Below are 26,033 nucleotides of genomic sequence, written 5' to 3' on the forward strand. Positions count from 1 at the left end.
CCGCCGTGATCGCAGCCGCCCAACGTGGCTGCGGTCGGTCAGCCCCTTACTGCGCGTTTGTAAGATCCGCAGGTGGGGGTGCGAGCAGGCGCAGGGCGTCGCGCCCTTGTCACTGGAGCTCGACCGTAACGCCGAAGGATTCGAGGAGTCGCACGATCTCCTCGAAGTAGCTGAGTCCCTTCTCGGCGTCCCAGATGTCGTCCGCCAGCGCCTGGCGAGCGACATCTGCGTCGTGCCAGATCAAAGTAAAGGGTGCCGTCACGCCGAAGCCGCCGTGCAGGCAGTCCTTGAAGGCGTTCCACTCCCGTCCGTAATAGCCGCCGGGACCCGCCAGCGCCTCAGCCATGGCGCAGTGCAGGCCAGGCACGTCAGTGATGTACGCACCGTCGAGATAGTGGACACCACCCAAGCGGTCCGGGCCCTGTTCGTTCATACCGGTGGCGGTCAGGTCGAGCCACTCGAACCTGCCCTCGGCGGAGAGCGGAGCCCATTGATTACAGATGTCCGGGGCGCCCCGGTACCAGGTCTCCCAGATCGGGCGGGCCAGTAGCGGCGGCCTGCCCTCGCCGCCGTTGGTGAGCTCGACGTCGAGCAGGCTGCCGCCCAGTACGGACGGCCGGGCGGTCTCGATGCGCAGATAGACGTTGTGGCGGTACATCACCCGGCCGGTGCGGTCCAAAGCCCACAGCCCGACCCAGTCCCGGTCCCACTTACGCGGCCGGCGCAGGACAGCAAGTAGGGGTTCCGCGGGCTCGCAGCCAACGAGTCTCATCGGCACGGGCGCCGGGGCACCTCGCGTCACAAACAGCCCGTCCACCGCCAGGCAATGGCCGACCGAACCAGGCGTCCACGTGGACCCTGCGAACAGCTTGAATCGCGGGAGCGTCGGCAGGGTGTGCGTCCAGGCGCGCTCTTCCTCTACGCACGCCCCGACCACAATGTCTACCAAGGCCGGATCGTCCCGGTTCGACTGATGAGCGATGACGGCGCAGTCGATCAATGACCACCACTGCAACGGCTGCTCTTCGTCCCAGACCTCGATGCATACGCCGCCCAACAAGGCGGTCGACTCCCCGTTCGGCATCAGTGCATCGCGCAGCAGTCCCTCGGGGGCGCATCCTCGCAGTGTCAGGACCTCGCGCGGTGGCGGCGCCTTGTCCACGAACATGCCCTCGACACCCGCGCACCGCCCCCAGAACTCTTCCTGGTCCTCGTCGTCCTGGTGGACCAGCAGGTACTTCACCGGGAAGCCCCGTTCCCAAGCGACATGATCTTCGATCCGCACCCAACCCCCGAACACCCATACGACCCTTCTCGCCCACGATACGGCGCCGGTTGAGGGCGACTTCAACTGGTTTTGTCCCGTAAAGCTTGGCCGATGACAGACGAACGTCGATCGACCAGCTCTGCCCCGGTGGGAAGTGCTGTTCCCGGGCGACGCATGATGCCCGTCATGGAGAGCACGGTCGAGAAGATCAAGATCTGGTTCCGGTTCGTTCCTCGCGAGGGGTGGTTCCCGCAGGACACAGAGGGCCTGTGGGCAACGAAGGTCGGCGATGACACGGCCATCGTGCAGAACATTCTCTTCCTTCAGGATGGGGTCGCTGAGGGTGACGTGGTTCGGTATCAGACCGATGGCGACGGCCTCCACTGGGCCGTTGGGCGGGTCAGCACCGCCGGCAACTGCACGATTCGCGTCGTGCCTGTCCCTGCCGGCCCCTTAGGCCGCAGCCCCCAGGCGGTGCATCAGCGCCTGGGGGCGTTCGGGCTCGGAGGCGAGGTCTTCAGCGAGGACTTCCCCATGGTGGCCTTCACCGCACCGGCCGACGCGGACTTCGCCGGGATCAAGGCGCTCCTGCATCAAGGGCAAGAGGAAGGGTGGTGGCACTACGAAGTTGGCTGTGGCACCGAGGAGTGGCGGAATGCCTGATCTTTGCGGGACGTCCTCAGCCGGAGAAGACATTCGTCCCCCGAGCCGCCTCGAGCCCTTCGCGCTGACCACCGCCCTGGTGCTGACCCTTCCTACGGAGTGACCATGACCGACTTCCCTCGTGTACTTGCCGCCTGGTGCATCGGCCAGGCAGCCGGCCTCCAAGAAGCGGCGATCGGCTGTGAGCTCGGCACCTCTCCGGCCGACGGCCGCCCCAAGGCGAGCGCATGGGTAACCCTGAGTACCAATGCCCGACTCGCCACGATCACCGTCTGGGACACCGGCGAAGCGGAACTCGACCACGCAGACGTCGAGAGCGGTCAGGTCTGCCCTGAGTACCGCCTCCTCCAGACAGAGGAGGAGCTTCTCAATGCACTGTCAGGACTCGCGCAATGGGTGCGATCCCCGGCCCATTGATCGGTCCGCAGCGTGGTCCACGTTCCCCCGGCCCGACCGATCTCGCCTGCGGGGAGAGGCCGTCATGCAACCCGGGCGACAGGCCCCACCTCTGCCCGCCAGAATCCGATCATGTCCACCGACGTGAGCGGAATGATCGAGTGCAGGCCATGGGCCCAGGTCTGGGGCGAGGACGACGAGGACGCGGTCTGGACGGCCGCCATCGACCTGTTCCTCCTCAACACCGGCAACACCTACGACGCACTCGCCTGCCTCTTCGGGGTGCGCAACGCCTTCGGGTTCCAGCCGCTGGCCGAAGATCGCGGCTTGCCGGAGGACACCTCCGACGGGGTGCGCGCTGCCTTCACCGCATACGGCGGACCCGAGCGGTGGGCCAGGATGAGCCGATGACGCGATGGTTCCGCAGCTACTGGGACGAAGAAGACACCTGGTTCTACTTCGAGGTCGGCGACGACGGATGGGTGAGCCGGCAGGTCGAACTCGAAGGACCTGCGCAGCGACCCATCGCGGCCGCGTCCGCCGAGGATGACGATGCCCGGTACGGGTTCACTGCCGAGTTGCTCGTCTCCGACTGGGAGGGGCACGTCGAGGAGCCGCTGACCTTCGAGGCGTTCGAAGACGTATGGGCTGCAGCCCGGCGACACCTCACAGCACCCGAAGCCTGACCTGTCAGCTCACGGCGTTCAGGTCGGCTGAGTCGCAGCTCTTCGTTCCAGCAGAGTGCGGCGGCGATCGCGTGCGTCACGCATTTCGGTCGGCGGTTCCCTCCACAGCCGGGCCGAGACCGGTGGGGAGGTGGGAAACCGCCAGGGCGACCGCCTCTTCAGCCGTGGCCGTCTCGCCGAGGATCTCGCCGTGAGGACGCTTCATCACGAGGTACGCACTGCCCTTGTGCCCTGGGGCGATGCCCACCACGTCGCGGAACGGAAATCCGGTACAGGAGCTGAAGCCGAGCGTCCAGTGGCTGGAGAACACGTATAACTGCCGCAGCATCGGTTCGGCATGGGCCGCATCCACAAGTGCGCCGAACCCGGGGAAATCCGAGGCCTCGGTCGCCTGCTCCCGCATCGTTCGCCACTGCAGCTCCACCACTGCCGCCGGCCCGCGTTCGTGAGCCTCGGCGCGTGCACTGGAGTGCAGAAACGGCAGCCTGGCTCGCAGCTCCACCAGACCCGTGTCCTGTGCCCACGCCGCACCAGCTCTGACGACATCCGCCAGGTCCGGCGTGGCTCCGGTGATGAGCTCAATCCCCTGACCCCAACCCGAGACGCTGAACCAGCGGCTGGTTGCCCCGATGTAGACGGACAGCGGTTTGCGCCCTGCGACCGGCGTAGCAATGCCTGCCGTGACAGGGGAGCCTCCATCGATGGGAACCACCGTGAGGTCGACACCAAGTTCGGCCGCAAGCTGTTGCAGCGCTGCGGCCAGGCTGCCCGCAGCAGCCAAGTCAGGGTAGAGGTCAGAGTCCACCTCCACAGTCTGCCGTCGCAACACCACCAAGAGAATGGCGATCAGGCACAGGGCAAGAGACGGCGGCGTGACACCTCTCCGTATGTCGTCCTGGAATCAGGGGCCTTGGGGCTGCTGGGAAAAGGGCCGTACGCGGCCGCGGTCGGGGTCTGACCGCGATCTCCGAGGCCACCTCGACCCCTGGACCAGTTGCATCCGGGCAGACGACTACCCGCCCACCGATGCCCTCACTGCACCGTCTCTGAACTGGTGTTTTACGGATATTTCCCTAGGCTGGGCAACACTGCTGGATACGGTCGAAGGGGGACTTCGTGAGTGAGAACGCCAACCCGTACGACGCCACGCGCATCACGGTGCTGGAGGGGTGGGAGGCCATTCGGAGGCGGCCCGGGATGTATGTCGGCTCGACCGGTGAACGCGGCCTGCACCAGGCCGTGTTCGAGGTCGTGGGCCGGGCCGTGAACGAGGTCCTGGCCGGCCGCGCCAGTTCCGTCGACGTCACCCTCACGCCCGATGGCGGCGTGAGGGTCGCCGACGACGGGCCGGGTGTTCCCGTCGAGGTCACCGAGGAGGCGGATGGCGCCAGTGACCTCGAAGCTCTACTGACCCGCATGTACACCGGGGCGGAGCCCGCCGACCGCAACACCGCGACCGTGGGTCTGGTCGGCATCGGGCCCAGCATCACCAACGCTCTGTCGAGCCGCTTGACTGCCGAGGTGCGGCGCGATGGTGCCCGCTGGGTTCAGGAGTACGTGCGCGGCGTCACCGCCGCCCCGCCCACCGCCGTAGGGCCGGCGTCCGGTAGTGGGACGACCATCACCTTCTGGCCCGACTCTGACATCTTCGAGACCGTGGAGTGCTCGTTCGCAGTGCTGGCGGAACGCTTCAGGGAACTGGCCTTCCTGAACCGGGGCCTGGGCATCTCGCTGACCGACGCACGCCCTCCGGGCGAGCCCCAGTCGGTACGGTTCCTGGGCGAGACACAAGACTTCGTTGCCTTCCTTGACGCCTCAGCAAGGACGCCCGCGCACCCGGACGTCATTGCCTTCCAGTGGGAGGACCTACGGATGGCAGGGACCGCGGAGGCGGCCCTGCGGTGGTGCACCTCTCACGAGGAGCGGATCCGCAGCTTTGCCAACAGCCAGCCCACCCCCGGCGGCGGAACACACATGGTGGGCTTCCGCGACGGAGTTGCGGGCGCGGTAAACGCCTACGCACGGGAGCGGCAACTACTAACGGCAACGGACCTCGATCTCAGCGCCGACCGGGTCTGCGAGGGACTGACGGCTGTCGTGTCAGTGAAGCTGGACCATCCCTCGTTCGAGGGCGCCACCCGCGATGTACTCGGCAACACCGCAGTACGCACCTGCTGCAACGAGGCCCTCCGGGAGCACCTCGGCAGATGGCTGGAGGAACACCCGGAGCAAGCCGCGGCCGTCGTCAGCCGGATCATCGCGGACGCCGATAGGAACTGAGCGACAGCGCGGTCCACGCGGAGCGCAGCCCGCGGCCAAGCAAGTGCCGTACGTGCTCGAGGCTCGGCGCCATGGGACATCAGCGCCAAGCACGGGCGAACTTGCTCGCGCAACGCAACTCCCACCGCACCCGCGAGCCGAGCGCCGCGCCAAGCACCAGGCGTTGGGAGAATCCTGGGAGATGACCTTCCTCGTGAGCCCCCGTAAAACCTCGCCCCACCAACCCACACCAAGTCATTGACCTGCACGTTTACCAAGATCCCCAGGTGGCGATCTTGATCGAACCTCATTCGGGACGAAGAGGTCGTGGGTTCAAATCCCGCCACCCCGACAGCTGAGTAGCAGGTCAGAGGGCCGGTACCGAGTCAGGTACCGGCCCTCTGGCGTTGTGCGTGACTAACTGCGTGACTATCGCCTCGGAGGCGGCGGCTTGCCGAAGGTCCCGTCCATGGCAACGGCTCCCGTCTGGATCACCGGGCGGATCTGCTTCCGGTAGACCTCCTCCGTGACGGCCGTACTGGAGTGGCCGACCAGACGGGAGATCTCTTCGAGCGGGATGCCGCGGTCGGACAGGATCGAGACGAAGGACGTACGGGTCTCCCGAGTCGTCCATTCATGCGGCTTGAGCTCGATGCCAGGCACCTTCGCGGCCTGCGCGAGGACCTTGCGGAACTCCCGTCGGACGTTGGCGGCATCCAGCTCGGTGCCCACGGCCGAGGTGAAGACGAGGCCGTTCTCCTGCCACTGGTCACCGGCCGCTACGCGCTGCCAGCCCTGGCGTTCCCACTGGATCTTCAGAGCATCGATGGCGCGGCCGGGCAGGGCGAGCGTGCGGCGGGACTTCCTGGTCTTCGTGTCCCCGGTCGCGCGAACCGAGCGCCAGACCGCGATGTGCGGAGGAACCGCGGGGTCGGCAGTCGGGTCGCCGTCGAGGTCCACGTGATCCCAGCGGAGCGGGCGCATCTCCTCCGTACGTCCGCCGGTGAGCAGCGAGACGACGATGTACGCGTAGAGCGGCGAGTCCTCAGCAGCCACGAGCACTGCCTCTGCCTGCCTGAGCGTGAGGGACTTGGACTCACGGCCTGGGCGCCCCGTGGGGACCGAGCACAGCTCTACGACGTTCCGCTTCACCTTGTCCCGCGCCATGGCCCGCTTTACCGCGCGGTTCAAGCAGGAGCGGATGGCTTCCAGCGAACGCGTGCTGAGCACTTTCGACAGGCCTGCGCGAGCAGTTCCCCTCACTGCGATATCACGGCCCGTGCACTTGTGCCGCCAACTGCCGCGGCCTTCTGACCGCGCGTCAGGGCTCACCCACTCCGTACCTGCACGAACTGGACCAGGATGGCGAGCCTGCGATCTGGCTCAGTCTCGACCCGACCGCGACCACCGTCGTAGGCATCGAGGTTCTGGACGGGAGAGCCCTCGGACCGGCAGCACAACTCCCTTGACGCTGTTCGTGCGACGCTTGAGGCATGGCCCGCATCGACTACGTGAATGATCCGAACGCCCCGAAGGCGAACAGCATCGTCCCCTCCGTGGTCGCCGTCGCGCTCAACGACGCCGGGGAAGTGCTGATGATCCACAAGACCGACAACGACCTGTGGGCGCTGCCCGGGGGTGGAGTCGAGGTAGGAGAGTCGGTCGCCGATGCGGCCGTACGCGAGACGAAGGAAGAGACCGGTATCGACGTTGAGGTGACCGGGCTGGTCGGCCTCTACACGAATCCCGGCCACGTCATGGCCTACGACGACGGCGAAGTGCGCCAACAGTTCTCGATCTGCTTCACGGCCCGGATCGTCGGCGGCGAGCTCCGTACGAGCAGCGAGAGCAAGGAAGTTGGGTTCATCGCACCGGACCGACTGTCCGAGCTGAACATCCATCCCTCCATGCGCAAGCGGATCGAACACGGGCTCAGCGGTCGGCAACAGCCCTACATCGGCTGACGGCCGAGCCGTTCCCGGGTCCGCTCTACGGCCGCGGCCAGATACGGCCGAGCCTTCATGATCGCGTTATGGACCTCACTGCCCGGCTCGTAGCGGTCGAGGATCTCATCCAGGCGGCGCTCGAAGTCGAAGGACTGTCCGGCCGGGCCGGTGGTCATGTCGGCGTAGATCAGCGCGTCCAGGAGCGGGGAGTCCTCCCGCTCGTACGCAGCCAACTCTTCGGAGAGGCCGCGCTGCTCCGCTTCGTACGTGGCCCCTGAGCGATGCGCCACGAGCCGGACCAGACGATCCGGGGCGCCCAGAGTCTCCAGATGACGTGCGCCGTCGAGGGGATGAAAGCCGGTCTGACGTAGTTCCGGCGCGTAGCCGAGATCATGCAGCCAGGCCGCGGACACGAGGAGATCTCGTTCGCTCTCCGGGACGGCCGCCGATGCCTCGCGAGCCCGTGCCGCCACGGCCTGAGTATGCAGCCAGCGATTCCCCAGCGGGGGCAAGAAAGATTCAGCCAGGGCGGCCGCACCTTGCGGTGTGTCCAGTGCGTGAGGCATGAATCGCACCGTAGCCGAGACGAGCGGTCGGCCGACAGCCCGGCGCCGGTCATTCCGGATCATGGTGCGGTGGAATTTTCTCTACCTCATCAAGGCCCGCGCACAGCGCGGGCGCGCGCCGCCTTTGCGGCGCGGACGGCCTCCTTGTCTTCGCCACCGGCCGGCCGCGCCCGGCGGCGCGCTCGCGTGTGCGGGCATCAGGTGGGGACACCCGCTCTGGGTGGGGCGGTCGGCTCCGCGGCTTTACGCAGCCACTGCGGGGCGAGCCTCTAAGAGGTCGTTCTCCTTCCGAACCTCGTGTGCGGTTTCCGCTGGTCCGGCATGACATGGCGGCTGGCGAGGGAGTCTCGGTCCGTTGCTGATCGAGACGTCGTGAGGGGTGGCGGATGCCGTCGATGCGGGCGGTGCTGGAAACGCGGCAGAAGGCCGCGGCGGTGCGGGTGGAGGAACTCGAAGCCGAGCTGGAACGGGTGCGGGCGGCCCTGGCGGAGGTCGGAGAGGTGCTCAGGCGCCGGGTGATCGGCCTGGAGCAGTATCTGGAGGCGCTGGCCGAGGAAGAGGCGCCCTCCGAGGCGGTCGGCCAAGCACCGCAGAAGAAGCCGGTGGGGCCGCGCCGGGCGGTGACCCACCGGGACAACGCCCCCGGGACCGGGTTGTTGTCGGTGGACTACCAGGCGTTGATGGCCGCCGTGGTGGAGGCGGGAGGCGACGGGCTCGGCGCCCGGAGGGCGGCGGTGGTGCTGGGCTGGGACAGCGCGTCCGCCTCCCGCGTCGAGGGTGCGAGGGCACGGCTGAAGAGGCTGGTGGAACGGGGCTGGCTGGTCGAGGGAAAACCAGGCAGGTTCACGCTGCCCGCAGCGGAGCAGGGCTCTGCTGCCGGGCGGCCAGGCGGCGGCTCATGAGGGTGGTCATCGACCACAGGATGACGGCTTCACTGGTGTCGGTGCGCCGTTCGTAGTCACGGACCAGGCGCCGGCTGCGAAGGAACCAGGCGAAAGATCTCTCCACCACCCAGCGGCGGGGCAGCACCTCAAAGCCCTGGACGTCGTCACTGCGGCGGACGATGTCCAGGACGAGTCCGAGGTGCGCGGCGGCCCAGTCGACGAGGTGGCCGGTGTAGCCGCCGTCGGCCCAGACCCGTGACAGCTGCCGGAAGCAGCCCGTCGCCGCCGGAAGCAGGGTCCGGGCGGCGTCCCGGTCGGTAGTGGACGCCGGTGTGACCCGCACGCAGAGCAGCAGTCCGAGGGTGTCGGTGAGCAGGTGCCGCTTGCGTCCGTTGATCTTCTTCCCGGCGTCGAAGCCCCGCGAGGTGAGAGCGACGGTGGCGTCCGCCTTCACAGACTGCGAGTCGATGACCGCCGCACTCGGCTCCGGGTCACGGCCCTCAGCCCTGCGGACGGACCCGCGCAGCCGATCGTGCAGCTCGGCGATCAATCCCGTGTCCCGCCAGCGGATGAAGAAGGCATAGACGCGCGGCCAGGGCGGGAAGTCCGACGGCATCGCCCGCCACTTGATGCCGTTGTCGACGAGGTAGCGCACCGCGTCGATCATCTGCCGGTGGCAGTAGCCCTCCGGCCGCCCGCCCCGGCCCGCCAGCCATCCCGGAACCGGCAGCAGATCCCGCACCACAGCCCACTCGGCATCGCTCATGTCCGAGCCGTACCGGGGCCGGCGCTCCGGCCGGTCGGCTGCGTTCCCGAACCTGTGGGCGAGACAGTCACACCCAGGAGTGGCCGGACTGGACCCGGTGACCGCGACCACGCGACACTTCGACAACAGGGCCTCTTGCTCCTCGCTGGACTCGACATCCGCGAGCTACCAAGAGGCCCTTCTCTCATGCCTCGGCACCAGCAATCTCACCCGATCCGGGGCCCTGTTCGAAGCCGACCGGGCACGCGAACGGATAGAGAACAGCCAGTAAGATCATGGCCCCACATCGGGCACTAACGGGCAGGTCCACAGGCCTGCCCGATTCGCGGGTCAGCGCAAGGGGCCATGATCACTCGCCCCAAAGCAGCTCCAGCCCAAAGCCGCTCCACCGACCTCGGAGGTCTCCCGTGTTCACGTCGATCCGGTGGCGCTGCTTCATGCGGGTCAGCACCCAACAGAAGGCCGAGCACCTGGTGCGCCGCATGCAGGACCTGCTGGGCAGCCCCATGGAGATCGAGAGCTACGAGCGGTACTGGAAGATCCCAGAACTGGCCGAGGTCTGCGTGACATCCCCGCTCCACCAGGAGACCGCCGCGGAGGCGTTCCTCGCTGCGCTGGAGGCTGCCTGGGCGCTCGCGCGAGGCTGGAGCGTGAGCAACCCGGACGGCCTCCGCCATGAATTCGAGGGCATCGCTGCTATGACGACCGGCGCCGAGTTCACGATCCCTGGAGTCGAGTGGATGACCTTCCACATAGTTGACGTCGGTCCGGCCAACGTCGTTTGGTCCTTGGAGGGGTACAGCAAGCACGATGAGACGCTGCGTACGTCGCATCCGATCACCAGCGAACAGATCGTCAAGCTGCGCAAGGTGATCACCCCAGATCGCGACGACCCCTGGATGATCAACTGCTACCGGGTGCCCGTCGGCTCCTGGGATGCGATCGAAGCAATCTTGGCTTGCGGGCCGCCCGACCCTGCGCTCGACTACTTCACTGGCGCGGAGGCCGCCGAGTAGAGGGGCTGCGGTACAGCAGAGAAGTACCGCAACTGTGCCAACCACCACCGACCGCAGTAGCCCCTCACCGGCCGCCTGAGCAGGTCAGGAGACCTAAGCGACCGCACCGCCGGTAGTTCGGGGCGAAGGGTTTACGGCGCCCGTTGAGACTCCGCCGCGTGCGTTCGCAAAGCTCCGGCTAACCGACTCCAGAGGGAAAAGAATCAGCCAACCTGTGCCGTACCCTCAAATAGGGACCCAAATCAAATAATGGTGTGTCACCTGCAAGTTCACGCCCTGGTGAGCCTTCATTCGAGGCATCTTGGGTGGCGGAAACTTGAGGGTATTAGTTACACGAACGAAGCCCCTAGATCGGATGAAACACCCGCAAAGCGGATGTCCGGTCAGCGAAGCCATCTCAGCCGCCGCAACGCTCACATTGCTAGCGTCAACCGCATCGCTCTACAAGATGAGCGTGCGATTCAGAACCCGCCCGAGGCGACCACGCTTGGAGGCTCAGGCGCCCGGACGGGCTCAAGACATCCGGAAGGACATCGTCATGAGTGTGCCCCTCAACCAGTGGCATCTGTCAAACAGCCGACGCGACCGGTGGACAGTAGTCGTAATCGTGATCGCCGTGATCTTTTTAAAGCCCGCCGCGGAAGCCACCAGTACCTACGCGAACATCGCGGCCCTGCTCTCTGCGTGCCTCGGCTGCCGTGGCCTACTGGGCGGACAGAGGGCGTCGAGGGCACTCGCGACCTGAGTGTCTAACTGCGTGACAACGCCGACGCACAACGGCGCACAAGCGCGCACAGTCGCGGACCATCTCAGCAGGTCAGAACCACTCCGGCCGCAGGCCGAGCGCCCGCCCAAGTTGCTTCGGGACGAAGAGGTCGTGGGTTCAAATCCCGCCACCCCGACAGTGAAGTACCAGGTCAGGGGCCTGATCCGCTTAGCGGGTCGGGCCCCTTCCGGGTTTCTGGGGGTCGGGTCTTTCGGGTAGTTCGGGGGTCATCGAGCGTCCGACCCCCGCCCATGCGGAGTCGGGTGGCGGATACGGCACGAGAACGGGCGCCGTTCGTCAAGCAGCCGCCCGCGTTCGACTGAAGGTGCGTCGGTATGCGCCGGGTGTGGTGCCCAGATGCGTCCGGAAGCGACGGCGCAGGTTGACTGCCGAAGTGAGTCCGACGCGGGTGGCGATGGCTTCTACCGGCAGGTCGGTCTGCTCCAGCAACACCCGTGCGGCATCGAGGCGTTGGCGCAGGAGCCACTGCCCCGGGCTGACGCCGAGCTGTTCGGCGAAGCGCCGGGCGAGGGTCCGGGTGGAAACGCCCGCTCGTTCGGCGAGCCGGTGCAGAGGCAGTGGAGAGTCGAGGTGGGAGGTGGCCCACTCGAGGAGGGGTGCCAGTGACTCGTCCGCCGTCCTGGCCGGGGCGGCCTGTGCGGCGTACTGGAGTTGGCTGCCCTCGCGGTGTGGGGGCAGGACCATGTTCCGGGCGATCTGCGCGGCGTAGGCCGCGCCGTGGTCGGAACGCACCAGGTGCAGGCTCAGGTCGATGCCGGCGCCGGTTCCGGCGCTGGTGGCCACGTCGCCGTGGTCCACGTAGAGCACGTCCGGATCCACCTCCACCTGGGGGAAGGCGGCTGCGAGCCGCTCCGCGTGCCGCCAGTGGGTGGCGGCACGGCGGCCGTCGAGCAGTCCGGCCCGGGCGAGGACGAAGGCTCCCGTGCAGATGGCGACGATCCTCGCCCCGCGCCGGTGGGCGGCCCGCAGTGCCGCGACGACGGTCGGCGGCACCGGCGCGCTGGGCGGCTGCCAGCCGGGAACGACCACGGTGTCCGCCTCCTTCAGGGCCTCCAGCCCCGCATCGACGAGCATCGGGTACCCGATGGTGGTCCGCAGCGGTCCGGGGCGCTCGGCACAGATGCGGAAGCTGTAGCGGGCAGGCGCATCCGACAGGACGGTGCCGAAGACCTCGGCAGCACAGCCCAGTTCAAAGGGGGACTGCGGTGGATTGAGCAGGGCCACCACCCGGTGAAGGCTCATGGCAGGAATGTACCTTCAGGTGTCTTTCAAGACTCTCGGCACGGAGATCGACTCCCCGTCAGAGTGGCCCCATGAGCCCCATGAGCCCCATGATGAAAAACACCACCGAAACGACAGAGGTCAGGAACACGGTCCAGGTCGACGGCGAAACGGCCAGCTACCTGACCGCCGGGCGGCAGGACGGCCGACCCGTTCTGCTGCTGCACGGAACGTACTGGAGCAGGGTGTGGCTCCCGGTACTCGGCCACCTCGCCGACGCGGGGCTACGGCCGATCGCAGTCGACCTTCCCGGCCTTGGACGTTCGGGTGGCGAGCTCACCCTGGAAACGGCCACGGTCCCGTCCCTTGCAGACTGGGTGACACGGTTCGCGTCCGCGCTGCAGCTCACCGGACCGATCGCCGTGGCGGGCCACGACATCGGCGGCGCCGTCGCCCAGCACCTCCTCGCCCACAACCGACTGGAGGTGCCGCGCCTCGCCCTGCTCAACTCGGTCACCTACGACTCCTGGCCCGTGCCCGGCGTGGCCCGGTTCCGCGACCCGCAGGTCGTCGCGGCCACCACCGCCGACGAGATGCTCGCTGCCCGCCGCCAGGCCGTGACAACGGCCCTGGCCGGCGCCGCCACCGAGCCGCTCGTCGCGGAGTACGTGGATCCGTGGACCGACCTGCGGGTCCGCCGTTCCTGGATGGCCATGGCGGGCGCAGCCGACAACCGCTACACCCTCGATCTCGTCCCCGTCCTGCAGCGGTCCACGACGCCCAAGTTGCTGATCTGGGGCGAGGACGACAGCTTCCAGAAGGTGGAGTACGCCGAGAAGTTCGCCTCGGAGATCCCGCACACCAGGCTCGTACGCGTCCCGGATGCGCACCACATCCCCACGGAGAACGCGCCCGGACGGGTCGCACGCGCGCTCAGCGACTTCTTCGCGGCGTAGGCGGCGTAGGCGGCGTAGGGGCTGGGGGCGGGGGCGGGGGGCTGCGCTCTCCAGGACGCCCAAGCGGCGGATGGGCGGGAACCGTTCAGGGAGCCGACTTGCTCCCCGCGACCTGCCCGACAGCACGCGACCCCAAGCGGGTGTCAGTGATCGTGCAACTCGACGAACTGGCTCGCCCATGCCCTGAACCGATCGTCATACTCCTTTCGCCCGGCCCAGAGCACATGCAGGTCCTCCGGTGGCTCAAGGCCGAAACTCTGGTTCAACCAGGTGAGAAACTCCTGGTGGCCATCGCTGTGTTCCTCGACATCCCCTGAGGCGAGAAACCCGAAGTCCGCGACGGGCTCGCTGTCGACGGCCAGAAGCTGGAACAGCTCCACCAGGCTTCGCGCGATCACATAGAGATGCCCTTCATCACCGACCAGGACGACGGGCAGCGTGGCAAGGTCGGTCCGATCGTCGCACCGCCACAGCGCGTAGCCGGATCCGGAGCCGTTGGCCTGTGCGAAGGGGATGAACCGGCTCAGGAACTCCGGATGCTCCGACCACGTGTGGAGGCCGGCGTCCGCGCCGTACTCACGCAGTTCGAAACCCTCCGAGTAGTAGACCGGACCGATCCGGTCCTCGAACGCCTTGAGCAGGTTCAGCTCCGGGATTGGCGAGTACGCCTCACGCATGTGGCCTCCTTGCCCGGCCGGGACGCCTTGCTTCGGGAATGGCTTCGGGAATGGCTTCGGCCATGGCTTCGAACATGGCTCGGGATACGGCTCGGGACATGGCTCGGGGTTCGCGTTCCGCCGTCACATCAGCTGCGGGTTCCCGCTTCTCGTGGCTGACGCCGGGTGGATCGCGCCCGGTTGCCGCAGCCGAGGGAGCACCATGCCTGGTCACGGCGCCTGGCCAGGAAGAACATGCCACAGCTGGGGGCGGGGCAGCGCCGCACCCGCTGACGGTCCGACCCGGCGGCCAGGACGAGGGTCTCGCGGGCGACGACTGCGTCGGCGCCGCCGCCCTGTTCCTGCTGTGCGAGCAGGCCCTCGCCGGTCATCCGGAAGACGACGGGGGCGGACGAGGCGAGTTCGTTCAGGCGGATCCGCAGGCTGTCGGCGAGCGGCCGCTGTCCGGCTGTCGCGTCCAGCGCGTCTCGGACCAGCCCGCGCAACCGCGTCAGCTCCTCCAAGGGGAGGGCGGCCAGTCCGCGGTCGGCGGTGCGGGCGCGCCATCGCCCGGTGAGCTCCCGATCCGCGAGGAAGTCGACGTCGCTTCGCCCCGGGCCCGCGCCGACGACGACGGTGTTGGCCAGGTCGAGGACCGGGTCCCCGCCGATCCACGGCATTTCGTGCAGGTCCCGGATGGTCATGCCTCCCAATCTACTGGATTCAGGACAGCGAACCCGTGATAGCTTCAGATCACGGATTTGATCCATCGAATCCGTGAGTCGTATGGTCGACGAAGGGTGATGCCGTGAGCACAACCATCGAGTACGTCAGGTTCGACACCGAGGACCCCGCCGCCCTCACCGCCCACCGCGAACAGCTCGTCGAACTCCTCAGGGAGCGCTACGGCGACGGCTTCCGGGGCGCCCACCTCGCCCGGTTCGACGACGGGACCGTCCTGGACTTCATCGTCTGGTCGTCCGCCGCCGTCGCCGAGCGCGCGGCCAGGGAAATGCCGACCGATCCGCGGGCGCAGGGCTTCTTCAGCCGAATCGGCACCGTGCACGAGATGCGGCACGCCCAGGTACTGCACACCGCGTAACCCCCAGGATCAAGGAGAGTGACGCCGTGCCCTCGGCGGACGAACTGCTCGACGCGGACACCGTCGCCGCCCTCGCCCGATGTCTCACGCGAGCCGGCGGCGGGATCGCGATGCGCGAGACCCGGGGGTGCGGCGCCGCCCTGGACGGGCTGAGCTTCACCGAGCGCGTCGCCGTGGTCAAAAACGCCGTCCTGGCCGACCTTCCGGCGGACTACCCGGCCTTCGCGAAGGTGTTGCGCGGTGCGCTGCGGGACGGTGATTTCACCGGATGGATGATCTTCCCGGTCACCGAGGCCGTCGCCGTACGAGGCCAGGACGCCTTCGAACCGGCGCTCGCCCTGCTCGCGGAACTCACCCCGCGCCTGACCGCGGAGACCGCCGTCCGCCCCTTCCTCCGTGCCGACCTGGAACGCGCGCTGCGGGTCGTGGCGTCGTGGACCGGGCATCCCGACCTCCACGTCCGCCGGCTGGCCAGTGAGGGCACGCGGCCCAGGCTGCCCTGGGCGCCCCGGCTTCCGGAGCTGATCGCGGATCCGGGCCCCAGTCTGCCCCTGCTCGACGCGCTGTACCGGGACGACTCGGAATACGTCCGCAGATCAGTGGCCAACCACCTCAACGACATCAGCCGTGACCACCCCGACATCGCCACCGATGTCGCGGCGCGCTGGCTGAGCGCCCCGGCACCGACCACCGCCAGGCTGGTACGGCACGGCCTGCGGACCCTGGTCAAGTCCGGCCACGCCGGAGCGCTGACGCTGCTCGGCCACTCCCCGGACAGCCCTGTCGCCGTGGAGGGCCCGCACGTTCACACCCCGGAGATCCGGGTCGGCGACTTCCTGGTGTTCGACTGCTCGGTGACCAACGCCCACGATCGGACCGCGAACCTCGTCATCGACTACGTCGTCCACCACGTGAAGGCCAACGGCAGCCGCACCCCCAAGGTCTTCAAACTCACCACGCGTTCCCTGGCTCCCGGCGAGACATGGCGCGCGACACGCAGGCACTCCTTCAAGCCGATCAGTACCCGGCGCTACCACCCGGGCGTCCATCTGGTGCAGCTCCAGGTGAACGGCCGACCCCACGGGGAGGCCGCGTTCACGCTGCGTTGTTGAGAGCAGACGCCTCGCCCCACTCGCAGCCGCTTCGGTGGCGCCTCGGTGGCGCCTCGGTGGCACCTCCATGGCCCGCCGCCCGGATGCGTCTCCCGAGTAAAGTAATCGTCAAAACGTCACTCGTACGTGGGCCTCGCGCGGGCCCCTCGTCGACATCACAGGGAGACCCGTCGTGCCCACTCGGAGGATGAGCAGTACGCCGCTGCCCGGGATCGGGGTCCGCTACGACCTCACCACACGCGAACAGCGGCACCTCTCGGTGGTCGCGCGCCGGGACGGCGGGCGGGTGCTCAACGCGTACCACCGGGATGATCCGGACGAATGCGCACTTTCGGTGAAACTCACCTCGGGCGAGACGGAGGCGCTGATCGATGCGCTGATGCCCTCGCACCACAGCCCGAACCTGCTGTCCACCACGGATCTCGGCCTGGTGGCGGAGCGCGTCGAGCTGTCCTCGACCTCGTACTGGAACGGGCGGCTGCTCGGCGAGACCCGGATGCGGACGGAGACCGGGGTGTCGATCGTCGCCGTGCTGCGCCGGTCCGGCGCGGTTCCCTCTCCGGGGCCCGATTTCCGGCTGGCCGGCGGCGACGTCCTCATCGTGATCGGCACCCGTGAAGGCGCGGAGGCGGCCGCCTCGATACTGGGCCGGGAGTGATCGCGTGCACTCCTCCGCCCTCTTCCTGATCGAGTTCGGCGCGATCATCCTCGGCCTGGGGCTCCTCGGCCGTTTCGCCGGACGCTTCCAGTTCTCCCCGATACCCCTCTACCTGCTGGCCGGGCTCGCCTTCGGCGAGGGCGGCCTCCTGCCCCTGGGCGCGAGCGAGGATTTCGTCGCGATCGGCGCCGAGATCGGCGTCATCCTCCTGCTGCTGATGCTGGGCCTGGAGTACACGGCCAGCGATCTGGTCACCAACCTCAAGACCCAGTATCCGGCGGGCCTGGTCGACTTCACCCTCAACGCACTGCCCGGCGCCGCGATGGCCCTGCTCCTCGGCTGGGGTCCGGTCGCCGCCGTGGTCCTGGCCGGTGTCACCTGGATCTCCTCGTCCGGTGTCATCGCCAAGGTGATGGCCGACCTCGGCCGCCTCGGCAACCGCGAGACCCCGGTCATCCTGAGCGTCCTGGTCCTCGAAGACCTCGCCATGGCCATGTACCTGCCGATCATCACGGCCCTGCTCGCCGGGGTGAGCCTGGCCGCCGGAAGCATCACCCTCGCCGTCGCCCTCGGCGTCGCGGGCCTGGTCCTCTTCCTCGCGGTCCGCTTCGGGCGGGTCATCTCCCGGTTCGTCTCCAGCGACGACCCCGAGAAGCTCCTCCTCGTCGTCCTCGGCCTGACTCTGCTGGTCGCCGGTATCGCCCAGCAGCTCCAGGTCTCCGCCGCTGTCGGCGCGTTCCTCGTCGGCATCGCCCTGTCCGGCGAGGTCGCCGAGGGGGCGCACAACCTGCTGAGCCCGCTGCGGGACCTGTTCGCCGCCGTCTTCTTCGTCTTCTTCGGCCTGCACACCGACCCCGCCAGCATCCCGCCCGTGCTCCTGCCCGCCCTCGCGCTGGCCGTGATCACCGCCGGCACGAAGATCGCCACCGGCTACTGGGCCGCGCGGCGTGCCGGGATCTCGGTCAAGGGCCGGTGGCGCGCCGGGGGCACGCTCGTCGCCCGCGGCGAGTTCTCCATCGTGATCGCGGGCCTCGCCGTGACCGCCGGCGTCGAACCGGCTCTCGGGCCGCTCGCCACGGCGTACGTGCTCGTCCTGGTGATCGTGGGCCCGCTCACCGCCCGCTACACCGAACCGATCGCCAGGCGGCTGACCGCACGCCGCCGCCGGAACGAGGCCCCCGCCCCGGCCCCCGCCCCGGCGGCGACGCTGCCGGAGAGCCCGCAGACGGTCGACGACAGCCCGGTCGGCAGGGAGTGACCGCCGCCGGACGGCGGCGAGAGGCCGGACGGGCCCCAGCACGCCGTGGCGGCCGTTGAAGCCGGACGGGCCCCAGCACCGCCGTGGCGGCCGTTGAAGCCGAGACGCACGCCGGTCATGGCGGAGGAGGCGCGCCCTCCCGCTCCTCGGTCACCGGCCCGGACCGGAAGGGCAGGACTCCGGCGAAGCGGGTGAGCAGGGGGCCGGCGACGGCGAGGAGGAAGACGTACGCCGTCACCAGCGGGCCCAGCGTGCTGTGCGTGGTCCCGACGAGGCCGACGATGACGAGGGAGAACTCGCCGCGGGCGATGAGCGCGGTCCCGGCGCGCCACTGCCCGCGTCGGCCCACCCCGTCACGGGAGGCCGCGTACCGGCCGACGGCCACCTTCGTGACGAGCGTGACGGCGGCGAGCGCGAGCGCGGCGGGCAGCACGGGCAGCAGGTCCCCGGGGTCGACGGACAGCCCGATCGCCAGGAAGAACACGGCGGCGAACAAGTCCCGGAGTGGGCTGAGGACAGCCCGGGTCCGGGTCGCGGTCTCCCCGGTCAGAGCCAGCCCGACCAGAAAGGCGCCGACGGCCGCCGAGGCGTGGACGAACTCGGCCAGCGCGGCGACGATCAGGGCGAGGCCGAGGACACGCAGCAGCAGCTGCTCGGCATCGGGGTGCGCGACCAGCCGCCCGAGGTGATGCCCCCACCGGTACGAGACGGTGAAGGCGGCCAGGACGGCGCTGACCGCGACGAGAACGCCCAGGGCCGCCTGCCACCACGCGCCCCCGGAAGCCAGGACGGCGAGCACGGGCAGGTAGAAGGCCATGGCGAGGTCTTCCAGGACCAGCACCGACAGAACCGCCGGGGTCTCCCGGTTGCCCAGCCGGTGCAGGTCGGACAGCAGGCGGGCGACGATGCCCGAAGAGGAGATGTACGTGGCGCCCGCCAGGGCGAGGATCCCGACACCGTTCAGGCCGAGGAGCCATCCGGCCACCGCCCCCGGGGCGGCGTTCAGCACCGCGTCCAGCGCGGCCGAGGGCACATGCCGCCGCATCCCCACCGCGAACTCCTGGAGCGAGAACTCCAGCCCCAGCACCAGGAGCAGCAGGATGACCCCGATGGCGGCACCGGCCTCCACGAACTCACCCGCTGCCGGAACCGGGGCGATACCGCCTTCCCCCACGGCCAGGCCCGTGAGCAGGTAGAGAGGGATCGGCGAGAGGGTGAGACGCCGCGCCAGCGCCCCCAGCACGCTCAGCGCGGCCAGGATGACGCCGAGCTCCAGCAGCAGGGCGACCGACGTCTCCACGGCCTTCAGCCCCGGATGATCTGTGCCACGCCCGCGATGCCCTCGTGCGTACCGATCACCACCAGGACATCGCCTCCGAGCAGGCCGGTCCTCGGGGTGGGTGAGGCGATCACCTCCTCGCCCCGCACCACCGCGACGATCGACGCCCCGGTCCGGGTCCGCGCCCGGGTGTCCCCCAGCGGCCTGCCGTCGTACGCGCTGCCCGCCCGCACCTCGACCTGGCCCGACGCCAGGCCCGGCACCTCCTTCGTGAGGTCCGCGAACCGCTCCGCGATCCGCGGGGCACCGAGGATCTCCGCGACCGCGTCGGCCTCCTCGTCGTTGAGCTCGAACACCGACCGGCCCTCGTCCGGGTCGTCCTCCCCGTAGACGACCACCTCGAAGTCGCCCGTGCGCCGGGCCACGACACCGATCCGGTCGCCGCGGTGATTGGTGAACTCGTAGCGCAGGCCCACGCCGGGCAGCAGCACCTCGGTGACATCCATCCACCCATCGTCCGGTGACCGCCGGGGTACGGCACGCGCGCAGGGGCCGTGCGGGTACACCCGGAATCCGCCCGCGCGCGCGAGGTGGGCCACGCCCGGAACCGGTGGCCGGTACTCACATCCCTGTGGGCCGCCTCCGCTCACTCGCCGCACGCCCCGGCGGCGCCATCGCGGATGCCGGGGCAGTCCTGGTGTGGTTCCCCGGCCCGAGGCTCATTCGGGGCGCAGCAGCCCGCGCTCGTATGCGCGGACGAGACGCTGCGGTACGAGGTGGCGCTCGCCGTCGACCGTGACCGGGACCAGTCCGGGTGCCGCGGCCTTCCACCGGGCGCGGCGGTGCCGGGTGTTGCTGCGGGACGTCTTGCGTTTGGGGACTGCCATGACAGTGCCTCCTGAGGGCTTCGGGTGGTGGGGCGGCTACCAGGACGACTTGCGTACGCCCGGCAGGAATCCGGCGTGCGCCTGCTTCCGCAGATTCACGCGCGACAGTCCGAACGCGCCGATGTAGCCGCGCGGGCGGCCGTCGACACCGTCCCGGTTGCGTACGCGGGTGGCGGAGGCGTCGCGCGGCTGGCGGGCCAACTCCTGCCGGGCGGCGAGACGTTCCTCGTCCGTGGAGGACGGCCGGCGGATGATCTCCTTGAGCTCCGCGCGCCGGGCCGCGTACCGCGCGACGATCTGTCGCCTGCGCTCATTCGCCGCGATCTTGCTCTTCTTGGCCATCAGACCTTCCCCCCGCGTGCGCGGATCCGGGCCACGGCGGCCTCGATCCCGATCGAGTCGACCGTCCTGATCCCCTTGGCGCTCAGTGTGAGCCGGACATGGCGGCCCTCGCTCGCCAGCCAGTAGCGCTTGCGCTGGACGTTCGGGTCGAAGCGGCGCGGGGTGCGCCGGTGCGAGTGGGAGACGTTCCTGCCGAATCCGGGCTCACGCCCGGTCAGCATGCAGTGCGCGGACAAGGTGTCGGACCTCTCTGTTCGCTCGCCTGAACACGAGCTTGGCAATGGAAATCATTTTCATTTACTGTACCCCACATGGCTCGCACCGACCTACGCCCCGTCATCAAGCTCCGCTCCACCGCCGAAACGGGCTTCACCTACGTCACCCGCAAGAACCGCCGCAACACCCCCGACCGCCTCGTCCTGCGCAAGTACGACCCGGTGGCCGGTCGGCACGTCGACTTCCGAGAGGAGCGCTGAGACATGCACGTCGCCCTCGTCGGTGGCCTGCACACCGACGCACGCCGCGCCGCCGTCGACCGGCTGCTGGCCACCGTGCCGGGCAGCGTCGCCCTGCACCACGATCTGTCCACGGCCACCCGAGGGACGGTGACCCGGACCCTGCGGGACGCGAACGGCCTGCTGGACAGCGGTGAGGCCGAGCTCGTCAACGACTGCGCGTGCTGCGCGCTGCGCGAGGACCTCGTCCCCGAACTGGAACGCCTGGCCGACGCCGGACCGACCCCGCTCGCCGTCGTCGAGTTGTGGGACTCGGTGGAACCGAAGGCGATGGCCGAAGTGATGACGGCCGGCGGGCTCACCGTGAGTGCCGTGATCACAGCGGTCGACCCGGCACTGGTCCTGCCCTGCCTGAGCAACGGCGACGACCTGATGGAGGCCGGGCTCGCGGCCGCCGCGACCGACCAACGGACCGTCGCCGACACCTTCGCGCGACAGATCGAGTACGCGCCCGTCCTCGCGGTCGCCGACGGTCCCGAGGCGGACGACGAGGACCTGGCGCTGCTGCGTCAGCTGCACCCCACGGCGCTGCGCGTGTCCCTCGCCGGCGGCGGGCTTGCGGGTGCAGCGCTCGCCGGGTTCGACGTCGAGGCGGCGGCCGCCGCCCAGCACCCGGCCTGCGCACTGCTGCCGCAGGAAGCCGATCAGGCCGGGGTGGCCACGTACGTCTGGCATGCGCACCGGCCCTTTCATCCCGAGCGACTGTATGCCGCCCTGGAGGACCTGACCTGCGCGGCGGCCCGCAGCCGCGGCAGGTTCTGGCTCGCCGACCGGCCGGACACACTGCTCGCCTGGGACTGTGCGGGCGGTGCCCTGTGCGTGGAGAGCGCCGGGCCCTGGCTCGCGTCGCTGCCCGACGCGGCGTGGGAGCTCGTGCCTCCGGTGCGCCGGGCCGCCGCCGCGCTCGACTGGCACCCCGAACACGGCGACCGCTGCCAGCACCTGGTCTTCACCTCGCCCGGCCTGGACCGCGACGGGCTCCGACAGGTCCTCGAATCCTGCCTGTTGACCGATCGCGAGTACTCCGCGGGGCGCGCGTCCTGGCAGCACCTGCGCTCCGCGTTCGACACCCTCCTGGAGGTCTGACCCATGTCCCCGCGCCGCGACAGCGCAGCCCGCAAGTCCTTCGATCCGGCCAAGTCCATGAAGTCCGCCAAGTCCGTCAAGTCTGCCAAGTCCCGCCCCAATCCGCTGGATCAGGCAGGCATCACCTCCATCGACTACAAGGACACCGACCTTCTGAGGAGCTTCGTCTCCGACCGCGGCAAGATCCGCAGCCGCCGGGTGACCCGGGTGACCGCGCGGCAGCAGCGGCAGCTCGCCCGTGCGGTCAAGAACGCCCGCGAGATGGCGCTCATCCCGTACTCGCGCGGCAAGTAGACGGTGCGGCCGGGGCGTCGTTCCCCTGTTTGCCGAATGGCCGGTTTCGTTCGCCCGGAGTGGGATCCTCCGGGGGATTCTTTAGCTCCGCGCAATTCCGTCGATTCGTAGGAGGAACCGCATGCCTGTCATGTCCGGCACCCGCACCGACGCGATCGTCACCGCCTGGCTCCAGGGCGCCGAGTCGGCCTTCGGCTCCGACAACCCCGCCGGGCCGCTGTACGTGGGCGGCGCGGCCGGTGAGGCCGCGCTGACCGACGCCACCGAGGCGATGTTCACGGCGTGCAGCAGCTGCAGCGGTTCCATGCACAGCTACTGCTGCTGACACATCGTCGTCGTACCGCGTCGCGCGCGAGGCCGGGGGCCCGCACGGGTTCCCGGCCTCGCGCGCCAGCCGTCAGAGGAGAGGACCCAGCATGGTGGAACCGGTGGCAGCGGCGCGCACGGCGGACGAGCCCCCGCCCGGGGGGTGGTTCGCGGGGCCGGTGGACGCCTTCGCGGGCCCGCTGTTCGCGGAACTGGACGACCGGATTCCGCAGATCGCCGGGCTGGCCTCCGACGAGCGGGGCGTACTGCGCGAGTCGGCGCGCGAGGCGCTCAGCCGCACTCTGCAGCTCCGGCTCAACCGGGTACTGCTGCTGGAGCTGCGGGCCGCCGCCCTGGCCGGCGAACTGCCCGGCGCGGACTCGGCCGCCCGTTGGGACGCCTTCCTGGAGCACGCGTCCACGCCCGGGTTCGCCGAGGTCCTGTGCCGACGGTATCCGGCGCTGCGCGAACGGTTCTTCGCCTCGGGGCGCCTGCTGGTCGAGGGCGTCGTGGAGGCGGGTGCGCGGTTCGCCGCGGACCGGTCGGCCGTCGCCGGTCTGCTCGGCGGCGATCCGGGTCCGCTGCGCGGCCTGGAGCTCGCGCGCGGGGACACCCATCAAGGCGGCCGGGCCGTCGCCCGGTTCGTCTTCGCGGCGGACAGCGTCATGTACAAGCCGCGTCCGGCCCAGGTGGACGCCGCCCTGCGCTCCTTCGTCGCCGCCGTCCCGGGCGCCGAGGATCTGGCCGTACCGCAGGTGGTGGTACGGGACGGCTACGGCTGGGCCCGGTACCTCGACCACCGCTACTGCCGCGACGAGGCGGAACTCGCCCGCTTCTACCGCGCCTTGGGTGGCTGGCTGGCGGTGATGCGGCTGCTCGGAGGGACCGATCTGCACGCCGAGAACCTGGTGGCGCACGGCCCGACGCCCGCCGTGGTCGATGCCGAGGCCCTGTTCACCCCCGATGTCGAGGTTCCGCCGAGCGGACGCGGCGATGCCGTGGACCAGGCGGCCCGCACCATCCGCAACACCGTGCTGCGCACCGGCATCCTCCCGCTCCGTACCGACGGCTATGCCCTCGCCGGTGTGGACCTCTCGGCCGCGGGCGGTCTGCCCGGCCAGCAGCCGCAGATCCGCGTCCCGGTCATCGCGGACGGGGGGTTGGACACCGCCCGGATGGAGATCGGCGTGGTGGAGCTGCCCCCGGCGCACAACCACCCAAGCCCCGAACCCGTACTGATCCGCCACTGGGACCAGGTGCTCGTCGGTTTCGACGCGCTCACCGCGAGCCTGGCCGAGCTCGATGCGCGGGGCGAACTGGGGCCGCTGACCGAGGTGTTCGACGGCTGCCGCATCCGCAGGATCCGAAGGCCCACCCAGTCGTACACGGACATCGGCCGGATGCTCTGGCACCCCGCCTCGCTGCACGACCCCGAGGCCGCCCTCGCGCGGGCCCGCGACGTCCTGCACCGCAACGCGCTCGCCGCGCCGGGCGCGCCCCTCGAACCCGCGGTGATCGACGGGGAGATCGCGGACCTGCTGGTCGGCGACGTCCCCGTCTTCGACGAACAGGTCGACGGGCAGCGGCTCGCCGACTTCCTGAGCGGGTGGCGGCAGGCGGACCTCACCCGTGAGCGGGACACCATCCGCAGCGCGCTGGTCGGTGCGTATCTGAATGAACGTCAACTCCCGGACCGGGTACGGACGCCCACTCGCGCGCCGAGCTCCGAGGACCGGGACCGGCGGCGGCGGCGCAAGCTGGCGGCCGAGGCCATGGAGACGATCAGCGCGGCGAGTGTGCGCGGCACGGACGGCACCGCGACCTGGATCAGTCCGGTGCTCACCGACTACGGGTGGGCGATACGACCGCTCGGCGCGGACCTCTACACCGGGCAGGGCGGTGTCGCCCTCACCCTCGCCGAATACCTGCAGGAGCAGCGGGCGGGCCGGGCCGACCCGGTGCCGGGCGTCGAGTCCCTGCTGCACGGAACCCTGGAGGTGCTGGCCGCCACCGAGGACAGCGCGCCGACCCGCCAACTCGGCGGGTTCACCGGCGTCGCCTCCCAGGTGTGGACGTGGGCCGCGCTGCACCGGCTCCTCGGCACACCCGAGGCGCTCGACCGCGCCCGCGCCAGGGCCGCGCTGCTGACCCCGGAGGCCATCGCCGCCGACGAGGCGCTCGATGTGCTCAACGGCGTCGCCGGGGTGATCGTTCCGCTGCTCGACCTCGGTGAACTCACCGGCGAGGAACGATGGCCGGACCTCGCGGCGGAAGCGGGCCGGCGCCTGGAGCGGACCGCCGTCATCGACGACCGCGGGGCGCGGTGGTCCACCGTGATGTTCCCGGAGGGCATCGGCGGCTTCGCCCATGGCGCCAGCGGCGCCGGGTGGGCACTCACCCGGCTCGCCCTGTCCGCCGCGGGGAGCACGGCCGACCGGCGCCGGTGGCACGAACTGGCCTCCCTGGCCCACGACTTCGAAGCCTCGCTGTACTCTCCCGCGGCAGGCGCCTGGGCCGACGCGCGGATCGGCGGGGACGTCGACCATCCCACCGCGTGGTGCCACGGCAGTACCGGCATCGGCCTCGCCGCCGTCGACCTCCACCGCCGCACCGGCGACCCCCGCCACCTGGAGACCGCGCTCCGCTCCGGACCGGCCGGGATGCGGGAGGGCTTCGGCTGGAGCCACACCCTGTGCCACGGCGACCTCGGGCTGTGGGAACTCCTCCACCATGTACGCGCCTTGCAGGGGTACGAGGGCCCGCCCGCCGCGCAGGCCGATGCCGAACTGCTCTCCGGCATCGAAGAGCGCGGTCCGGTCGGCGGGCTCGCCAAGGAGGCGTTCGCGCCGGGGCTGCTGCCGGGGCTGTCCGGCGTGGTCCACCACCTGCTGCGCATGCACCCGGACGCCCGGCTGAGCTCTCCGCTCCTGTTGGGCCTCCCCCCGGAACCGGCGTCGGCCTAGTGCCGCGTCAGGGAACCTTTGCCCGTCAAGGAGCGGCGTCCGGTGCGTACTCTCCGGGGGTACCCCCTGCTCGAAGAGCTTGGGGGAGTGCGGGCCGGAAGTCCTCGTACTGGACGTACTCGGGCTTTCGGCCCGTGCGGCGAAGGGGGTACCTCCCTGCTC

Annotated in this window: 30 protein-coding genes and 1 pseudogene; 18 read left to right on the forward strand and 13 right to left on the reverse strand. The window is 69.7% G+C overall.

Going from position 1 to position 26,033, the window contains the following annotated elements; all coding sequences use genetic code 11:
* Nucleotides 1–109: 109 nt before the first annotated feature.
* Complete coding sequence (locus ACLF6P_RS04860) at nt 110–1,243, reverse strand: barstar family protein (protein ID WP_415948330.1); 1,134 nt, start codon at nt 1,241–1,243, stop codon at nt 110–112.
* 201 nt (nt 1,244–1,444) lie between these two features.
* On the opposite strand from ACLF6P_RS04860, the gene ACLF6P_RS04865 reads away from it, so the two are divergent.
* The 4 genes from ACLF6P_RS04865 to ACLF6P_RS04880 all read left to right on the forward strand — a co-directional run bounded on the left by ACLF6P_RS04865 (nt 1,445) and on the right by ACLF6P_RS04880 (nt 3,012).
* Complete coding sequence (locus ACLF6P_RS04865) at nt 1,445–1,930, forward strand: DUF4265 domain-containing protein (RefSeq protein WP_415948418.1); 486 nt, start codon at nt 1,445–1,447, stop codon at nt 1,928–1,930.
* Between the two features lie 105 nt (nt 1,931–2,035).
* Complete coding sequence (locus ACLF6P_RS04870) at nt 2,036–2,347, forward strand: hypothetical protein (RefSeq protein WP_415948331.1); 312 nt, start codon at nt 2,036–2,038, stop codon at nt 2,345–2,347.
* A 111-nt stretch (nt 2,348–2,458) separates the two neighbouring features.
* Nucleotides 2,459–2,737: a hypothetical protein gene (locus tag ACLF6P_RS04875; protein WP_415948332.1), complete on the forward strand. Its 279-nt coding sequence runs from the start codon at nt 2,459–2,461 to the stop codon at nt 2,735–2,737.
* A complete protein-coding gene (locus tag ACLF6P_RS04880; protein ID WP_415948333.1) occupies nt 2,734–3,012 on the forward strand; it encodes a hypothetical protein in 279 nt (92 codons plus the stop codon). Before ACLF6P_RS04875 ends, ACLF6P_RS04880 begins: the two co-directional genes overlap by 4 nt.
* 76 nt (nt 3,013–3,088) lie before the next feature.
* Here the strand turns inward: ACLF6P_RS04880 and ACLF6P_RS04885 are convergent, their stop codons facing one another.
* Entirely contained in the window at nt 3,089–3,817 is a 729-nt protein-coding gene (locus ACLF6P_RS04885; RefSeq protein WP_415948334.1) for a DUF6193 family natural product biosynthesis protein, read from the reverse strand.
* 311 nt (nt 3,818–4,128) lie between these two features.
* On the opposite strand from ACLF6P_RS04885, the gene ACLF6P_RS04890 reads away from it, so the two are divergent.
* Nucleotides 4,129–5,292: an ATP-binding protein gene (locus tag ACLF6P_RS04890; protein ID WP_415948335.1), complete on the forward strand. Its 1,164-nt coding sequence runs from the start codon at nt 4,129–4,131 to the stop codon at nt 5,290–5,292.
* 408 nt (nt 5,293–5,700) lie between these two features.
* Here ACLF6P_RS04890 and ACLF6P_RS04895 read toward each other — a convergent pair.
* Nucleotides 5,701–6,516: pseudogene (locus ACLF6P_RS04895) on the reverse strand (site-specific integrase); the annotation flags it as partial.
* A gap of 248 nt (nt 6,517–6,764) precedes the next feature.
* Between ACLF6P_RS04895 and ACLF6P_RS04900 the strand changes: the two are divergent.
* Complete coding sequence (locus tag ACLF6P_RS04900) at nt 6,765–7,235, forward strand: NUDIX hydrolase (protein ID WP_415948336.1); 471 nt, start codon at nt 6,765–6,767, stop codon at nt 7,233–7,235.
* Here ACLF6P_RS04900 and ACLF6P_RS04905 read toward each other — a convergent pair.
* On the reverse strand, nt 7,223–7,783 hold the full coding sequence (locus tag ACLF6P_RS04905) for an HD domain-containing protein (RefSeq protein ID WP_415948338.1): 561 nt from the start codon (nt 7,781–7,783) through the stop codon (nt 7,223–7,225). The genes ACLF6P_RS04900 and ACLF6P_RS04905 overlap by 13 nt on opposite strands.
* 395 nt (nt 7,784–8,178) lie before the next feature.
* Between ACLF6P_RS04905 and ACLF6P_RS04910 the strand changes: the two genes are divergently transcribed.
* Nucleotides 8,179–8,685, forward strand: coding sequence for a hypothetical protein (locus ACLF6P_RS04910; protein WP_415948420.1), 507 nt, complete (start codon nt 8,179–8,181; stop codon nt 8,683–8,685).
* Here the strand turns inward: ACLF6P_RS04910 and ACLF6P_RS04915 are convergent.
* Nucleotides 8,627–9,433, reverse strand: a complete 807-nt coding sequence (locus ACLF6P_RS04915; protein ID WP_415948339.1) for an IS5 family transposase — start codon at nt 9,431–9,433, stop codon at nt 8,627–8,629. The two genes, ACLF6P_RS04910 and ACLF6P_RS04915, sit on opposite strands and share 59 nt — an antisense overlap.
* A 407-nt stretch (nt 9,434–9,840) precedes the next feature.
* On the opposite strand from ACLF6P_RS04915, the gene ACLF6P_RS04920 reads away from it, so the two are divergent.
* Entirely contained in the window at nt 9,841–10,449 is a 609-nt protein-coding gene (locus ACLF6P_RS04920) for a DUF7683 domain-containing protein (protein ID WP_415948341.1), read from the forward strand.
* A gap of 1,063 nt (nt 10,450–11,512) precedes the next feature.
* On the opposite strand, the gene ACLF6P_RS04925 is transcribed toward ACLF6P_RS04920, so the two are convergent.
* Complete coding sequence (locus ACLF6P_RS04925) at nt 11,513–12,478, reverse strand: GlxA family transcriptional regulator (RefSeq protein WP_415948342.1); 966 nt, start codon at nt 12,476–12,478, stop codon at nt 11,513–11,515.
* Nucleotides 12,479–12,549: 71 nt separating this feature from the next.
* On the opposite strand from ACLF6P_RS04925, the gene ACLF6P_RS04930 reads away from it, so the two are divergent.
* On the forward strand, nt 12,550–13,413 hold the full coding sequence (locus ACLF6P_RS04930; RefSeq protein WP_415948343.1) for an alpha/beta fold hydrolase: 864 nt from the start codon (nt 12,550–12,552) through the stop codon (nt 13,411–13,413).
* 143 nt (nt 13,414–13,556) lie between these two features.
* Here ACLF6P_RS04930 and ACLF6P_RS04935 read toward each other — a convergent pair whose 3' ends face one another.
* Both ACLF6P_RS04935 and ACLF6P_RS04940 read right to left on the reverse strand, forming a co-directional pair.
* Complete coding sequence (locus ACLF6P_RS04935) at nt 13,557–14,090, reverse strand: hypothetical protein (RefSeq protein WP_415948344.1); 534 nt, start codon at nt 14,088–14,090, stop codon at nt 13,557–13,559.
* 128 nt (nt 14,091–14,218) lie between these two features.
* Nucleotides 14,219–14,773 carry an ABATE domain-containing protein gene (locus ACLF6P_RS04940; RefSeq protein WP_415948346.1) on the reverse strand — a complete coding sequence of 185 codons (555 nt, stop codon included), beginning with the start codon at nt 14,771–14,773 and terminating at the stop codon, nt 14,219–14,221.
* Between the two features lie 104 nt (nt 14,774–14,877).
* Here ACLF6P_RS04940 and ACLF6P_RS04945 point away from each other — a divergent pair, with 104 nt between their 5' ends.
* The 4 genes from ACLF6P_RS04945 to ACLF6P_RS04960 all read left to right on the forward strand — a co-directional run bounded on the left by ACLF6P_RS04945 (nt 14,878) and on the right by ACLF6P_RS04960 (nt 18,199).
* A complete protein-coding gene (locus ACLF6P_RS04945; RefSeq protein ID WP_415948347.1) occupies nt 14,878–15,171 on the forward strand; it encodes a hypothetical protein in 294 nt (97 codons plus the stop codon).
* Between the two features lie 26 nt (nt 15,172–15,197).
* A complete protein-coding gene (locus ACLF6P_RS04950) occupies nt 15,198–16,283 on the forward strand; it encodes a DNA alkylation repair protein (protein ID WP_415948349.1) in 1,086 nt (361 codons plus the stop codon).
* Between the two features lie 187 nt (nt 16,284–16,470).
* A complete protein-coding gene (locus ACLF6P_RS04955) occupies nt 16,471–16,941 on the forward strand; it encodes a cation:proton antiporter regulatory subunit (RefSeq protein WP_415948350.1) in 471 nt (156 codons plus the stop codon).
* Between the two features lie 4 nt (nt 16,942–16,945).
* A complete protein-coding gene (locus tag ACLF6P_RS04960; RefSeq protein ID WP_415948352.1) occupies nt 16,946–18,199 on the forward strand; it encodes a cation:proton antiporter in 1,254 nt (417 codons plus the stop codon).
* 115 nt (nt 18,200–18,314) lie between these two features.
* On the opposite strand, the gene ACLF6P_RS04965 is transcribed toward ACLF6P_RS04960, so the two are convergent.
* The 5 genes from ACLF6P_RS04965 to rpmB form a co-directional block, all read right to left on the reverse strand.
* Complete coding sequence (locus ACLF6P_RS04965) at nt 18,315–19,499, reverse strand: cation:proton antiporter (RefSeq protein WP_415948354.1); 1,185 nt, start codon at nt 19,497–19,499, stop codon at nt 18,315–18,317.
* A gap of 5 nt (nt 19,500–19,504) precedes the next feature.
* The gene (locus tag ACLF6P_RS04970) at nt 19,505–19,984 is read right to left on the reverse strand and encodes a cation:proton antiporter regulatory subunit (protein ID WP_415948355.1); all 480 of its coding nucleotides are present in this window, start codon (nt 19,982–19,984) and stop codon (nt 19,505–19,507) included.
* 213 nt (nt 19,985–20,197) lie between these two features.
* Nucleotides 20,198–20,365 carry a 50S ribosomal protein L32 gene (gene rpmF / locus ACLF6P_RS04975; protein WP_415948356.1) on the reverse strand — a complete coding sequence of 56 codons (168 nt, stop codon included), beginning with the start codon at nt 20,363–20,365 and terminating at the stop codon, nt 20,198–20,200.
* A 36-nt stretch (nt 20,366–20,401) separates the two neighbouring features.
* Nucleotides 20,402–20,707 (reverse strand): 30S ribosomal protein S14, encoded by a 306-nt coding sequence (rpsN, locus tag ACLF6P_RS04980; RefSeq protein ID WP_415948358.1) that lies wholly within the window; start codon nt 20,705–20,707, stop codon nt 20,402–20,404.
* Nucleotides 20,707–20,943, reverse strand: a complete 237-nt coding sequence (gene rpmB, locus ACLF6P_RS04985; RefSeq protein WP_415948360.1) for a 50S ribosomal protein L28 — start codon at nt 20,941–20,943, stop codon at nt 20,707–20,709. The genes rpsN and rpmB overlap by 1 nt, the downstream gene beginning before the upstream one ends.
* Nucleotides 20,944–21,018: 75 nt before the next feature.
* Here rpmB and rpmG point away from each other — a divergent pair, with 75 nt between their 5' ends.
* The 5 genes from rpmG to ACLF6P_RS05010 all read left to right on the forward strand — a co-directional run bounded on the left by rpmG (nt 21,019) and on the right by ACLF6P_RS05010 (nt 25,871).
* Nucleotides 21,019–21,183, forward strand: a complete 165-nt coding sequence (rpmG, locus tag ACLF6P_RS04990) for a 50S ribosomal protein L33 (protein ID WP_415948361.1) — start codon at nt 21,019–21,021, stop codon at nt 21,181–21,183.
* A gap of 3 nt (nt 21,184–21,186) precedes the next feature.
* Nucleotides 21,187–22,308 (forward strand): CobW family GTP-binding protein, encoded by a 1,122-nt coding sequence (locus tag ACLF6P_RS04995; protein ID WP_415948362.1) that lies wholly within the window; start codon nt 21,187–21,189, stop codon nt 22,306–22,308.
* Between the two features lie 57 nt (nt 22,309–22,365).
* Nucleotides 22,366–22,602, forward strand: a complete 237-nt coding sequence (rpsR, locus tag ACLF6P_RS05000) for a 30S ribosomal protein S18 (RefSeq protein ID WP_415948421.1) — start codon at nt 22,366–22,368, stop codon at nt 22,600–22,602.
* Nucleotides 22,603–22,723: 121 nt separating this feature from the next.
* Nucleotides 22,724–22,927: a DUF6229 family protein gene (locus tag ACLF6P_RS05005; protein ID WP_415948364.1), complete on the forward strand. Its 204-nt coding sequence runs from the start codon at nt 22,724–22,726 to the stop codon at nt 22,925–22,927.
* 91 nt (nt 22,928–23,018) lie between these two features.
* Complete coding sequence (locus tag ACLF6P_RS05010; protein ID WP_415948366.1) at nt 23,019–25,871, forward strand: type 2 lanthipeptide synthetase LanM family protein; 2,853 nt, start codon at nt 23,019–23,021, stop codon at nt 25,869–25,871.
* The last annotated feature ends 162 nt before the right edge of the window (nt 25,872–26,033 follow it).

This window comes from Streptomyces lothianensis (assembly GCF_047779955.1).
In the GTDB taxonomy this organism is placed as follows: domain Bacteria; phylum Actinomycetota; class Actinomycetes; order Streptomycetales; family Streptomycetaceae; genus Streptomyces.